Consider the following 12,708-nt stretch of genomic DNA (forward strand, 5'->3'; position numbering starts at 1 on the left):
GAGTGGAGCGGTGAGCGATGCTGAAGCGAATCTCCGACCTGAGGGTGGGCGTGCGTGTGGGCGCCGCCATGGCCGCGCTGTTGCTGCTGCTGTGCGCGCTGGCCGTCACGGCGGTGTCCAGCCTGGAGCGCGAGCGCGACTCGGCCGAGCAGATCGCCCGCTCCCGCGAGCTGACCCAGCTGGCCCTGCAGGTGAAGTTCCGCTCCGCGGACTTCAACGGCTGGCAGACCGCCTACGCCTTCGACGTCCAGCGCGGCGTGCCGGGCGCCACCGCGGACAACGCCAGCGCCCGCGCGGCGTTCCTGACCTCGGCGCAGTCGTTCCGCGACGAGCTGGCGAAGCTGCGCGCGTTCGGCCTGGACACCGACCAGACCGCCGACACCGACAACATCACCACCCTGTTCGAGCAGTTCATGACGCTCGACAAGGACGTCGTCAGCAACTACAACGCGGGCACCCCGGAGACCACCGGCCACGCCGCCGAGCTGGTCGCGGTGAACGAGATCGCGATCTTCAACAAGATCGCCGAGCAGATCGACCGGCTGGTCACCGACGTGCACGGCGAGTCCGCCGCGGCGGCGGCCGAGGCCGAGTCCCGGGCCGACTCGGGCACGCTCACGACGGTGGTGCTGGCGGGGGTCGCGGTGCTGCTGGGCGCGCTGCTGACGCTGCTGCTGGTCCGCTCGATCACCCGACCGCTGCGCGACCTGCGCTCCGGCCTCACCGCCATCACCGGCGGCGACCTGACCCAGCGCGTGGACGCGAGCCGCGGTGACGAGCTGGGGCAGGTGGCGGCCAGCTTCAACGAGCTGGCGGAGCGCACCCAGGAGCTGATCAGCCGGGTGGCCGACCGGGCCCAGGAGGTCGCGACGGCGTCCAACGAGCTGTCCGACGTCAGCGGCAGGCTCGCCGCCACCGCGGGCCAGACCAGCGCCGAGGCGTCGTCGATCAACCAGACGGCCGAGGAGGTGTCCGGCATGGTCACCGCCATGGCGAGTTCCTCGGAGCAGATGCGGGCCGCGATCGACGAGATCACCCAGAACGCCAGCCGCGCCGCCGACGTGGCCACCGACGGCGTCCGCGACACCCAGCACGCCAACGACGCGGTCAGCGCCCTGGGCTCCGCGACGGCCGAGATCGGCACCGTGGTCAAGCTGATCAGCACGATCGCCGAGCAGACCAACCTGCTGGCGCTCAACGCCACCATCGAGGCGGCCCGCGCGGGCGAGGCGGGCAAGGGCTTCGCCGTGGTGGCAGGCGAGGTCAAAGAACTGGCCCAGCAGACCGCGACGGCGACGGAGGACATCGTCAGCCGGATCAAGGCGATCGAGGAGGGCAGCACGGAGGCCACGTCGGCCATCCACCAGATCGGCGAGGTCGTGGGCTCGATCTGCGACACCCAGACCGTGATCGCGGCGGCGGTGGAGGAGCAGACGGCCACGACGGCGGAGATGAGCCGCAACGTGCACGAGACGGCGAACGCGGTGGTGCAGATCGGCACCGGCATCGCCGGGCTGGCCCAGGCGACCGAGGACACCAGCGCCGCGGCCACCGCCGCCAAGCGCACGGCGGAGACGCTGAGCGGGGCGGCGACCGACCTCCGCACGCTGATCAGCGCGTTCCGCTACTGAGTCGAGCAGGCGGCCCGTGGCAGTCCGGGGTGGACTGCCACGGGCCGTTCCTGTTCCCGGCCTGCCGCGCCCGCGCCGTAGCTAGGATCGGGGTTGTTGGATGCCCGGAACGGGCGGCGTTGTGCAGCGAAGTGAATGAAAATGGGCGTGGGAGCGGACAACGCCGCAGGTCAGGAAGTGTCGTCCCCGCGCACGCGGGGTTGATCCGCCTTCCTTGCCCCACACGGACCGGCCCTGCTCGTCGTCCCCGCGCACGCGGGGCTGATCCCGCGTCGGAGTCGGCAGAGAAATACAGGCAGGTGTCCTCCCTGCGGACGCGGGGCTGGTCCAAGGTCGGCCACGACGTCGCGCGGAACATCCGTGCGGGGCTGGTCCGATCCTCTCCAGCGCCGCCCACCGGGAAATCCGGGCGTCCCCGCCACGCGGGGCTGGTTCCGCTGAGTCGGCGGAGTGGCTAGAGGGTGCTGAGGGTGGCGAGCATCGGTAGGTGGGGCGTGATCCGGGTGGTGGCCACCACGCTCCGATAGGTCTTGTCCCTGCGGCCGGTGTGGAGGGTGTCGAGGCGGGTCCTGGCCTGCCGCAGGAGGGGGAACACGTCCGGGGGGATGGGGCGGTTGCCCGCCACGCGGTCCGCGGCCCACTGGGCCGTCGCGCGGAGGGCCTCGATCTGCACCACCAAGTCCGTCTGGTTGCGGACCAGGCACGCGACCTTCTCCCCCGCCGCCGGGTCGAAGACCCGGTCCTTGTGCCAGATCACCAACCCATCGCCCACGTCGTAGTAGCGGGCCGCCTTCTTCGTGTCCCGGTTGACCTCGCACAGCCGGGCCGGATCGAAGCTGCCGGTGGGCCCCAAGCCCGCCAGCCCCGCGAGGCACGACTGCACAGCGGGCAACCCCGTGTCCAGATCCGCCGCCACTCCCCCGTCCGCCGACAGCGGAGCCGCCACCGTGTGCACCGCGGGCGGTCCGGCGACGACAACCCCACCCGCCAACCGGGGTGCCACCAGGTCACGCAGGTCCGACGCGATCCCCTCCAGCGACCGGTTCCCCTCCGCACCCCACGTGCGCGCCTCCACCAGCGCGGCCATCGCGCCCGCGAACTCCGCGACCGGCCACTGCCCCGAAGCCCGCACGGTGATCGTCACCGCCACCGCGCTCGGGTACAGCAGCACCCGCGCCGTCGCCGCGGCGGGGCCCGGTGTCGCGGGCACGTTCGCCAGCCGGAACGGCACCACCCGCTCCCACAGCGCGTCCTGCCGCACCTCCCGGACCGCCTCGGGGCGGGCCAGGTAGGCCGACCAGAAGCGGCTCCAGGTGGCCGGTTCGGTGTCCGGGTCCCAGGGCATGATCAGGTCCGGGCGGAACGACCGGTACACCCCCGCGTGCCCCGACCGGGTCGTCAGCGCGCCGCCGCCCGCCAGGACCTCCGGGTACGGCCAGACCCGGCTGATCGTGCACAGCGCGCTGCGGATGGCGGCCATCGGGCTCCTTCGAGGGTCGGCTACCCCACCTCATCTCCGGGAACCGGTGATCCGCTACACCCGCGTGTAGCGGATCACCGCCGCCGGTAGATGTTGTGCACAACGACGACGAAAGAGGATGGACGTGCGATCACTGGTCCGCGTGCTCGCCGTGGTGTGGCTGCTGCTGCTCGCCACCCCGGCCGCCGCCGAGACCCCGATCACCGCGACCGCCACCCCGGCGCAGGTGGCGCTCCCACCGGGCCGCTCGGCGACCGTCCTGCTCACCCTCACCAACTCCGCCCAGTCCCCGACCACCGCCGCCATCCGGGTCGTGGCCTCGGAGGACACCATCACGACCACCCCGGCCGCCACGACCGTCCCCCTCGGCCCCGGCCAGTCCCGCACGGAGACGTTCAAGGTCACCAGGACCGCCGAGGGGTCCGGGCAGGACGTCGGTCTGTCCTTCGTGGTCGACTCCCCGGGCGCGTCCGCGGTGGTCGCCGCGAGCGTCAAGGCGGTCCCGAGCGCGCCACTGGCCACGGCGACCGTCGAGTCCGGACCGGACCGCGTCAACCAGAACCGGCCCGGCTCGGCCACGATCGTCATCGGCACCGACCGCGAGACGGCGGTCCGGGTCACCGCGCTGACCGCCACCCCGGCCCCGGACACCTGGCTGGAGGCGACCTGTCCCGACGGCCGCACGGCGCAGTGGCGCGCCGGTCGGAGCGATTCCTGCGCGTTCGACCTGAAACCCCGCGCGAAGCAGGCCATCCCGGTCCGCGTGTACTCCGACGACCTCACCGCCCCCGGCACCCGCTCGGCGCTCTTCAGCATCACCGCGCAGGAGGGCGACGACGCCGCGACCGCCACCACCCTGGCACTGACCATGCCGGTCACGCTGGAGGTCTTCGGCGAGTCCGACATCGTGCAGAGCCTCGGCGTCCCGGTGTTCCTGGTGGTCCCGGGCGTGGTCACCGTGCTGGTAGTGGGTTTCCTCCTCCGCCGCGTCCGGCCGCGCTTCCCCGCTGCCGAGTCCGAGTCCGTGGTCGCCGCGGTCACCTGGACGACCCTGCTCGGCGTCCTGGTCTCCCTGGTCATGGCGAAGCTCTTCCCGCTGCTGACCGGGTGGCTGTGGCCGGGCACCCGGCGGGACTACACGCAGCGGTACAACTTCCTCGACCTGTACCTCGTCCTCGCCTACAGCGTCGGCGTCGCCGTCGTGGTCTGGCTGCTGGTCGTCCTCGTCCACGGCGTGTGGGCCGCCACCCGCGTCCCCTCCCCCGACGACTCCCCGCGCACCCTGCTGTGGAAGCTGGCCACCCGGGACACGCTCCTCCCGCTGGTCGAGGTCGACGGCACCCCAGCCGTCCTCATGCGACGGACCAAGACCGGCGAAGTCATTGTGGCACCACGGATCCAAGTGGAGGCCACCGCCGATTCGGCGTTACCGCAGAAGGTCGAGGACCTGGTCCGCCGGCACGAGCCCGCCAGGCTGTGGTGGTTGCTCGACCGCGCCATCAGCAGGCAGGAGGCCGTGCTCTCCTACCACCCCGGCGACATCACCGAGGTCCGCGTGGTACCCGAGGTGACCGCCATCGGCCGCGACACCGACGTCGTGCGGATGGCGACGGAGGCCTGAAAATGTGATTGGCGGCCGGACCAAGCATCCGGCCGCCGCCCGACCCGAAGGCAGGTAGTCACCGGTAGCCTACCCCACCGGCCACGCTCGTGATCATCAGCCGGTACTCGGCCGCGGCCCACTCAGGGTCGGTCTCGCAGAGCTCGCGGTAGCGGCGGGCGCAGGCGGCGAACCGGCCACCCGGCGCGCAGTACAGGTCCAGCACGTCCGCGGCGCCCGCGTCGTGCGCCATCCACACCCCGATCAGCAGCAGCATCCGGTCGGCGACCACCTTGGTCCTGGCCAGTTCCAGCACCTCGATGGTGGCCCGCGCGCGCCGCCGGTCGTGCTCGTCGAGACCGGGCGCGGGCTGCGGGATCGCGCCCTTCCAGGTGATCAGCCGCTCCGGGTCGGCCGCGGGGTCGGCCGGGTCCACCAGGTACGGCCGCTCGGCCGCCAACCCGGCCCGGTCGGTCGAGTCCAGCACGCGGGGCGCGGCCGTGGGGAAGTACGCGGCCTTGCGCCGGTTGCAGTTCTCGCAGCTGCCGAGCAGGTTGTCCGGGTCGTGGGCCAGCAGGTGGTAGCCGGTCGGCGCGGGGCCGCCCACGTCCACGATCTCCGGGGCGTCCGGGTCCGCCCACACCGCCACCCGCCCCTTGGGCCGGTAGTGGTCGACGGTCCAGTCCACGCCCTCCGAGCCGAGGTAGGTCTCGCAGTACGCGCACTTGCCGCGCTGGAGTTCGGCGAGCCCCGGCTTCAACCGGCTCCACGAGTTGGCGGACCGGTTGTCGTGCTTGCCCGCCGCGCGGTTGCGCTCGGCGCCCTGGTGCGCCTCGGTCCGCCACACCGGCGCGTCGGCGCCGAGCCGGGCCAGCAGCGCGGCGCGGCCCGTGAAGGTCCTGATCACCCGCGACGGCCCCCGAAGGCGTCGTCGACCAGCGCGGCCAGGTAGCGGCGGCGGGCGTCCTCGTCGCCGTCCACCGCCAGCCGGGCCAGTTCGGCCAGGTCCGCGGCGACGCCGGGCGCGCGGGTGGTGTCCAGGCCGAAGTACGAGCTGAGCAGGACCTGCTCGGCGTTGAGCCCGTGCACCTCGGCCTCCACCTCCCGCAGTCGCGACACCCCCGCCTCGGGATCGTCGCGGGCGACGACGATGTTTCGCGCCTCGAGGGTGCCGGTGACGATCGGGCTGTGCGTGGTCAGCACGAACTGGACGTTCGGGAACATCGCCGCGACGGCGGGTACCACGACCCGCTGCCAGGACGGGTGCAGCAGCAGGTCGATCTCGTCGACGAGCACGATGCCGCCCATCGAGCCGAGCGGGACGTGGTCGGGGGCCACGGCGCACAGGTGGAACAGCAGGTCGCCGAGCCAGCCGAGGTAGGAGCGGAAACCGTCGGAGAGCGCGCGGAAGGGCACCGGCAGGTCCCGGCGCAGGAACACCGCGTCCTCGCCCTCGAACTGCTCCGCGAACCGCACGCCCTCGGGCAGCAGCCGGTGCAGGACCTCGGTGACCTCCCGCTGCCGGGCCGCGCCGACGGTCGGCAGCCAGGACCCGAACGGCACCAGCGTCACCGACTCGTCGAACAGGCTCGACACCCGCTGGAACCGCCGACGCCTGCGCCCGCGCTCGTGCGACGGGTCCGCGCGGCTGTCGTCGGAGGTGCGGCGGGTGACGCCGTAGCCCGCGATGAAGAACGCCGGGGACGCCTCGTCGAACAGGTCGTCCCAGTACGGGCCCGTGGTGTCGGCCTCCACGACTTCCAGGTCGCGGCGGCGGCGCACCCGCACGTCGCAGGCCAGCCGCTCGGGCCCGTGCAGACCGCCGAACACCAACCGGCCCTCGACCAGCGACGACGGCCGGTTCTCGCGGACCAGCCGGTACGGCACGAACCCCGAGCTGCCCAGCACCGGCCCGAGCGCCACCATCGCCGCCGCGCGCAGCACCGTCGACTTGCCGGTGCCGTTGTCGCCGAGCAGCAGGTTGACGTTGGGCAGGTTGAGGTCGGGCTCGTCGCGCTCCCCCGGGTACCGCAGCGCCAGCCGCTCCTCGCCGAAGCAGCGCAGGTCGCTGATCCGCAGCTCGGTCAGGTACAGGTACGGCAGGCCGACGGGGACGTCGGGCGGGCGGTACGGCCGATCGGTGATGGACTGGACCGGGGTCGGGTCGCTCTCGGCGTCCCGGATCCGTTGTCGCTCCAGCCGTTCGCGTTCGCGCTGCTCGCTGAGCCGCCGCTGCCTGCGCCGGTCGCGCCGGGGGCGGTAACTCGCGGCGAACCAGTAGCCACTCACCGTGGCCGTGAGGAACGCGGCGACGAACCCGAGCACCACGGTCAGGCTCATCGCGACCACCGCATAGGCGGAGTGTATGCCGACATCAGACCACCGAACACCAAGACGAGCCCGTCACCGCGCGATCCGGCGCGGGCCCGTCCAGGGCTCGCCGCGAGCCTCCCGGCCCGCGCGGGCGGAGCCCTCAGCCCTCGCGCTTGGCGCGGAGCTTGGCCAGGGCCTCGGCCAGGATCGCCTCGCCGTCGGCGTCGGAGCGGCGCTCCTTCACGTAGGCCAGGTGGGTCTTGTACGGCTCGTTGCGCGGGGCCTTCGGCGGCGCCTGCTCGTCGAGGCCCGCCGGGAGCCCGCAGCGCGGACAGTCCCAGGACTCCGGCTTCTCGGCGTCCAGGGCGAACGACGGGCGCGACTCGTGCCCGTTCGCGCACCAGTAGGACACCCGCTGCCGCGGCGCGGACTCGCCGCGCTCGGACTCACCCATGGGACCAGCACCGACCCGGGTACCCCGGATCGCGTTACCACCGGCCATTGATGTTCACACCCCCACCACGTGGTTCGACGCGGGTCCCGGCCATCCCCGGGACGCCGCGTCCTTCGCTGTTTTGGCCATCGACCCGCCGGGCGGCGCGCATCAGCCGATCTTCACCAGCAGCCCGAGGCCGATGACGCAGATGAGCCAGACGGCGCCGACGAACAGCGTGACCCGGTCGAGGTTCTTCTCGACCACGCTGGACCCGGACAGGCTCGACTGCATACCGCCGCCGAACAGCGAGGACAGGCCGCCACCACGGCCGCGGTGCAGCAGCACCAGCAGGATCAGCAGAAGGCTGGAGACGATCAGAGCGATCTGCAGGGTCAGAATCATGTGGTCCTCGCGGTCGGTCGGTTGAGGTCTCAGATTACCCGGTGATGTTGGCCGGTTCGACCACCGGCCCGACTTGGCGTGGCGGCCCGGTTACCAGATTTCCCCGGTCGTTCACCGAACAGGCATCCGCACGTGCAGGTGACGGTCCGGATCGGTGGAAATGGGAACGCCGGGACACCCGGTCCCGGCGTTCCCACCTGCGAAAACCCATTTCCGGCGCGCATTGCCCGCCGGACCGCGCGTCAGGGCAGCGGACCGCCCGCGGCCATCGCGCACAGTTTGGTGAACTCGTCGGCCTGCAGGCTCGCGCCGCCGACGAGTGCCCCATCGATGTCGGTCTGGGCGACCAGTTCGCCGATGTTGCCGGATTTCACCGAACCGCCGTAGAGCACCCGGACGCCGCCCGCGACCTCGTCGCCGTACTTGTCGGCGAGGGTCTTGCGCAGCGCCGCGCACACCTCCTGCGCGTCGGCGGCCGTGGCGACCTTGCCGGTGCCGATGGCCCACACCGGCTCGTAGGCCACGACGACCTTGGCCACCTGCTCGGCCTTGAGGCCCTTGAGGCCCGCGACGAGCTGCTCGGTGCAGTGCTCGACGTGCGTGCCCGCCTCGCGCACCTCGACCCGCTCGCCCAGGCACAGGATCGGCGTGATCCCGTGCTTGAGCGCGGCCTTGACCTTGGTGTTGACCAGCTCGTCGGTCTCGGCGTGGTACTCGCGCCGCTCCGAGTGGCCCACGGTGACGTAGGTGCAGCCGAGCTTGGCCAGCATCGGGCCGGAGACCTCGCCGGTGTAGGCGCCCGAGTCGTACCGGGAGATGTCCTGCGCGCCGTAGCGGAGCAGGAGCTTGTCGCCGTCGACCATGGTCTGGATCGACCGGATGTCGGTGAACGGCGGCAGCACGGCCACCTCCACCTTGGCGTAGTACTTCTCGGGCAGCGAGAAGGCGATCTTCTGCACCAGGGCGATGGCCTCGAGGTGGTTGAGGTTCATCTTCCAGTTGCCCGCGATCAGGACCTGGCGGGAAGTCATTCCGCCTCCAGCGCTGTGTCCAACACCAACACACCGGGGAGGTCCTTGCCCTCCAGGTACTCCAGCGACGCGCCGCCGCCGGTGGAGATGTGCGAGAAGCCGTCCTCGGGCAGGCCCAGCAGCCGCACCGCGGCGGCCGAGTCGCCGCCGCCGACCACGGAGAACGCCGACGAGTCGACGATCGCCTGGGCGACGCCTCGGGTCCCCTCCGCGAACGGGGCGTACTCGAACACGCCCATCGGGCCGTTCCAGAAGATCGTGCCCGCGGCCGCGATGACCTCGGCGTAGCGCTCCACGGTGATCGGGCCGACGTCCAGGCCCTTCCAGCCCTCGCGGATGTTCGCGGCGAGCACGGTGTGGGTGTTCGCGTCGGCGGCGAACGCGTCGGCGATGACCACGTCGGCGGGCAGCAGGATCTTGTCCGGGTGCTCGGCCAGCAGCCGCTTGCAGGTGTCGATCATCTCGGCCTCGAGCAGCGAGTCGCCCACGCCCAGGCCCTCGGCGGCCAGGAACGTGAAGCACATGCCGCCGCCGACCAGGATCTTGTCGACCTTGGGCAGCAGGGCCTCGATGACGGCGAGCTTGTCCGAGACCTTGGACCCGCCCAGCGCCACCACGTACGGGCGGGCCGGGTCGCCGGTCAGCCGCTTGAGCACCTCGACCTCGGCGAGCACCAGACCGCCCGCGTACGCGGGGAGCCGGGTGGCCACGTCGTAGACCGAGGCCTGCTTGCGGTGCACCACACCGAAACCGTCGGAGACGAACGCGTCGGCCATGGCCGCGAACTCGTCGGCGAGCGCGCCGCGCTCGGCGGCGTCCTTGCTGGTCTCACGGGCGTCGAAGCGCACGTTCTCCAGCAGCGCCACGCCGCCGTCGGCCAGGCCGTCCACAGTGGACTTGGCGGACGCGCCGACCACGTCGTCGGCCAGCGCGACCGGCGCGCCGAGCAGCTCGCCCAGCCGCGCGGCGACCGGGGCGAGGGAGTACTTCGGCTCGGGGGCGCCCTTGGGGCGGCCCAGGTGCGCGGCCACCACGACGCGGGCGCCCGCGGCCGCGAGCCGGGAAATCGTCGGCAGCGACGCGCGCACGCGGCCGTCGTCGGTGATCTTGTCGCCGTCGAGGGGGACGTTGAGGTCGGCGCGCACCAGCACGCGCCGACCGGCCACACCCTCGGCGAGCAGGTCGTCGAGAGTCTTCACTTCGCTGTGCTTCCTCCTCGGGCGGCCGTCAGAGCTTGGACGCGACCAGCGCGGTCAGGTCGGCGAGGCGGTTGGAGTAGCCCCACTCGTTGTCGTACCAGCCGACGACCTTGACCAGGTTGCCGCTGACCTTGGTCAGGGGCGCGTCGTAGATGCACGACGCCGGGTCGGTGACGATGTCGGCGGAGACGATCGGGTCGGTGTTGTAGCGCAGGATGCCCTTGAGCGGGCCCTCGGCGGCGGCCTGGTAGGCGGCCTGGACCTCGTCCAGGGTGACCTCGCGGCCCAGGGTGACGGTGAGGTCGGTGGCCGAGCCGGTCGGCACCGGGACGCGCAGCGCGTAGCCGTCGAGCTTGCCGTTGAGGTCGGGCAGCACCAGGCCGATCGCCTTCGCGGCGCCGGTCGAGGTGGGCACGATGTTCAGCGCGGCGGCGCGGGCGCGGCGCAGGTCGGCGTGCGGGGCGTCCTGCAGGTTCTGGTCCTGCGTGTACGCGTGGATGGTGGTCATCAGGCCGCGCTCGATGGTGAACGCGTCGTGCAGCACCTTGGCCAGCGGGGCCAGGCAGTTGGTGGTGCAGGAGGCGTTCGAGATCACGGTCTGCGAGCCGTCGTACTGGCCCTCGTTGGCGCCGAGCACGACGGTCAGGTCCTCGCCCTTGGCGGGCGCGGAGATGATGACCTTCTTGGCGCCGCCCTCGTCGACGTGCTTGCGGGCGTCGGCGGCCTTGGTGAAGAAGCCGGTCGACTCGACCACGACGTCGACGCCGAGGTCCTTCCAGGGCAGCTTGCCCGGGTCGCGCTCGGCGAGCGCCTTGATCGTGGTGTCGCCGACCTTGATGCCCTCGGCCGTCACCGACACGTCCTGGGGCAGGCGGCCCAGGACGCTGTCGTACTTGAGCAGGTGGGCCATGGTCGCGACGTCACCCAGGTCGTTGAAGGCCACGATCTCGATGTCGTGGTCGCTGGCCTGCACGGCACGCCAGAAGTTGCGACCGATCCGACCGAAACCGTTGACACCTACGCGAACCGTCACCTGTGTCTCCTCGTCCTAACGTTGGTCCGATTGGGGGCCTTGACCTGACTTCCGACCCAGACCATGACCCTAGCGTTCACCGGGGCAGGTGCTGGTCAGGAGGTCGGCCGTCTCTCTTTATCGAATCAGAGACGGATCCCGGGGACAACTGTTCGACGAGCGTGTGGTCGGACGACGAAGCAGCACCGGGAATCGATTCCGAACGGCGCGCGCGCCCGGCCTTCCGAACCGATCAGGAAGCGGCGACTTGATCGATGCTCGTCAACCGCTCGAACGCGGGCCGGGACACCGGACAACCGGGGGCATGACGAGCGGAGTGGAGTCCGCCAGCCCCCACGCCGGGCGGACTCCACTCCGTTTCCCCCCAAGTGCGGGTGCCCCTCCCCCAAGTGGCACCCGCGCCTTCCACAGGAGAAGAGCGGGCGCCGGGGAACGAGATACCGGGTGAGACCCAGCTCACAAGACCCCTTTGGCGGGCACGGCGCGAGACGCGTTTTCGGGGGTCTCCCGGCATCCGCGCGCACGCGGTATGGCACCCGGCCGAACACCGCGTGACCAGGCCGTTCGCGGCCGGTCGGGTCAGGCGTCGGCCTCGAGCATGTCCGGTGTGACGGCGGACTCGGTGTCGGGCAGCCCGAGGTCCTTCGCGCGCTTGTCGGCCATGGCCAGCAGCCTGCGGATGCGGCCCGCGACCGCGTCCTTGGTCATCGGCGGCTCGGAGAGCTGGCCCAGTTCCTCCAGCGACGCCTGCTTGTTCTTGAGCCGCAGTTGACCGGCGGCGGTCAGGTGGTCGGGGGCGTCGGGGCCGAGGATCTCCATGGCGCGCTGCACCCGGGCGGCGGCGGCGACCGCGGCGCGGGCGGAGCGGCGCAGGTTCGCGTCGTCGAAGTTGGCCAGCCGGTTGGCGGTGGCCCGCACCTCGCGGCGCATCCGGCGCTCCTCCCAGTTCAGCACGCAGGAGTGCGCGCCGAGGCGGGTGAGCAGGGCGCCGATGGCGTCGCCGTCGCGGACCACGACCCGGTCGGCGCCGCGCACCTCGCGGGACTTGGCCTGGATGCCCATCCGGCGGGCGGCGCCGACGATGGCCAGCGCGGCCTCCGGGCCGGGGCAGGTGATCTCCAGCGCGGACGAGCGGCCGGGCTCGGTGAGCGAGCCGTGCGCCAGGAACGCGCCGCGCCACGCGGCCTCGGCGTCGCACACCCCGCCGGACACGACCGGCGCGGGCAGTCCCCGGACCGGGCGGCCGCGCGGGTCGAGCAGTCCGGTCTGCCGGGCCAGGCCGTCGCCGTCCTTGACCACGCGCACCACGTAGCGGGTGCCCTTGCGCAGGCCGCCGGAGGTGATCACGTGCACGTCGGCGTGGTGGCCGTAGAGCTCGTGGATCTCCTTGCGCAGCCGCCGCGCGGCGGCGCCGGTGTCCAGTTCGGCCTCCACGACGACCCGGCCCGCGACGATGTGCAGTCCCCCGGCGAAGCGCAGCAACGAGGACACCTCGGCGCGGCGGCAACAGGTCTTGGACACGGCCAGCCTGCTCAGCTCGTCCTTGACAGCGGCGGTCATCGCCACGGGGTCCTCCTCTCCGA

Annotated in this window: 11 protein-coding genes; 2 read left to right on the forward strand and 9 right to left on the reverse strand. The window is 72.1% G+C overall.

Annotated elements, in window-relative coordinates:
- The first annotated feature begins 17 nt into the window (after positions 1-17).
- Positions 18-1,631, forward strand: coding sequence for a methyl-accepting chemotaxis protein (locus V5P93_RS24100; RefSeq protein WP_104480128.1), 1,614 nt, complete (start codon positions 18-20; stop codon positions 1,629-1,631).
- A gap of 454 nt (positions 1,632-2,085) precedes the next feature.
- Here V5P93_RS24100 and V5P93_RS24105 read toward each other — a convergent pair whose 3' ends face one another.
- Positions 2,086-3,111 (reverse strand): hypothetical protein, encoded by a 1,026-nt coding sequence (locus V5P93_RS24105; protein WP_104480129.1) that lies wholly within the window; start codon positions 3,109-3,111, stop codon positions 2,086-2,088.
- 118 nt (positions 3,112-3,229) lie between these two features.
- Between V5P93_RS24105 and V5P93_RS24110 the strand changes: the two genes are divergently transcribed.
- A complete protein-coding gene (locus tag V5P93_RS24110; protein ID WP_181043576.1) occupies positions 3,230-4,732 on the forward strand; it encodes a hypothetical protein in 1,503 nt (500 codons plus the stop codon).
- A 58-nt stretch (positions 4,733-4,790) separates the two neighbouring features.
- Here V5P93_RS24110 and V5P93_RS24115 read toward each other — a convergent pair whose 3' ends face one another.
- From V5P93_RS24115 to whiA, 8 genes are all read right to left on the reverse strand, one after another.
- Positions 4,791-5,618, reverse strand: a complete 828-nt coding sequence (locus V5P93_RS24115; protein ID WP_104480130.1) for a hypothetical protein — start codon at positions 5,616-5,618, stop codon at positions 4,791-4,793.
- Positions 5,615-7,051 (reverse strand): AAA family ATPase, encoded by a 1,437-nt coding sequence (locus V5P93_RS24120; protein ID WP_146108091.1) that lies wholly within the window; start codon positions 7,049-7,051, stop codon positions 5,615-5,617. Before V5P93_RS24120 ends, V5P93_RS24115 begins: the two co-directional genes overlap by 4 nt.
- 133 nt (positions 7,052-7,184) lie before the next feature.
- Positions 7,185-7,526 (reverse strand): RNA polymerase-binding protein RbpA, encoded by a 342-nt coding sequence (locus V5P93_RS24125; protein ID WP_026316873.1) that lies wholly within the window; start codon positions 7,524-7,526, stop codon positions 7,185-7,187.
- Between the two features lie 102 nt (positions 7,527-7,628).
- A complete protein-coding gene (gene secG, locus V5P93_RS24130) occupies positions 7,629-7,862 on the reverse strand; it encodes a preprotein translocase subunit SecG (protein ID WP_104480132.1) in 234 nt (77 codons plus the stop codon).
- A gap of 242 nt (positions 7,863-8,104) precedes the next feature.
- Positions 8,105-8,893, reverse strand: a complete 789-nt coding sequence (gene tpiA, locus V5P93_RS24135) for a triose-phosphate isomerase (protein WP_104480133.1) — start codon at positions 8,891-8,893, stop codon at positions 8,105-8,107.
- Positions 8,890-10,092, reverse strand: a complete 1,203-nt coding sequence (gene pgk, locus V5P93_RS24140) for a phosphoglycerate kinase (RefSeq protein ID WP_104480134.1) — start codon at positions 10,090-10,092, stop codon at positions 8,890-8,892. The genes tpiA and pgk overlap by 4 nt, the downstream gene beginning before the upstream one ends.
- A 28-nt stretch (positions 10,093-10,120) precedes the next feature.
- Positions 10,121-11,125: a type I glyceraldehyde-3-phosphate dehydrogenase gene (gene gap, locus V5P93_RS24145; RefSeq protein WP_104480135.1), complete on the reverse strand. Its 1,005-nt coding sequence runs from the start codon at positions 11,123-11,125 to the stop codon at positions 10,121-10,123.
- A 579-nt stretch (positions 11,126-11,704) separates the two neighbouring features.
- Entirely contained in the window at positions 11,705-12,691 is a 987-nt protein-coding gene (whiA, locus tag V5P93_RS24150; protein WP_104480136.1) for a DNA-binding protein WhiA, read from the reverse strand.
- Positions 12,692-12,708 lie beyond the last annotated feature (17 nt).

This window comes from Actinokineospora auranticolor (assembly GCF_041897805.1).
Taxonomy (GTDB): Bacteria; Actinomycetota; Actinomycetes; order Mycobacteriales; family Pseudonocardiaceae; genus Actinokineospora; species Actinokineospora auranticolor.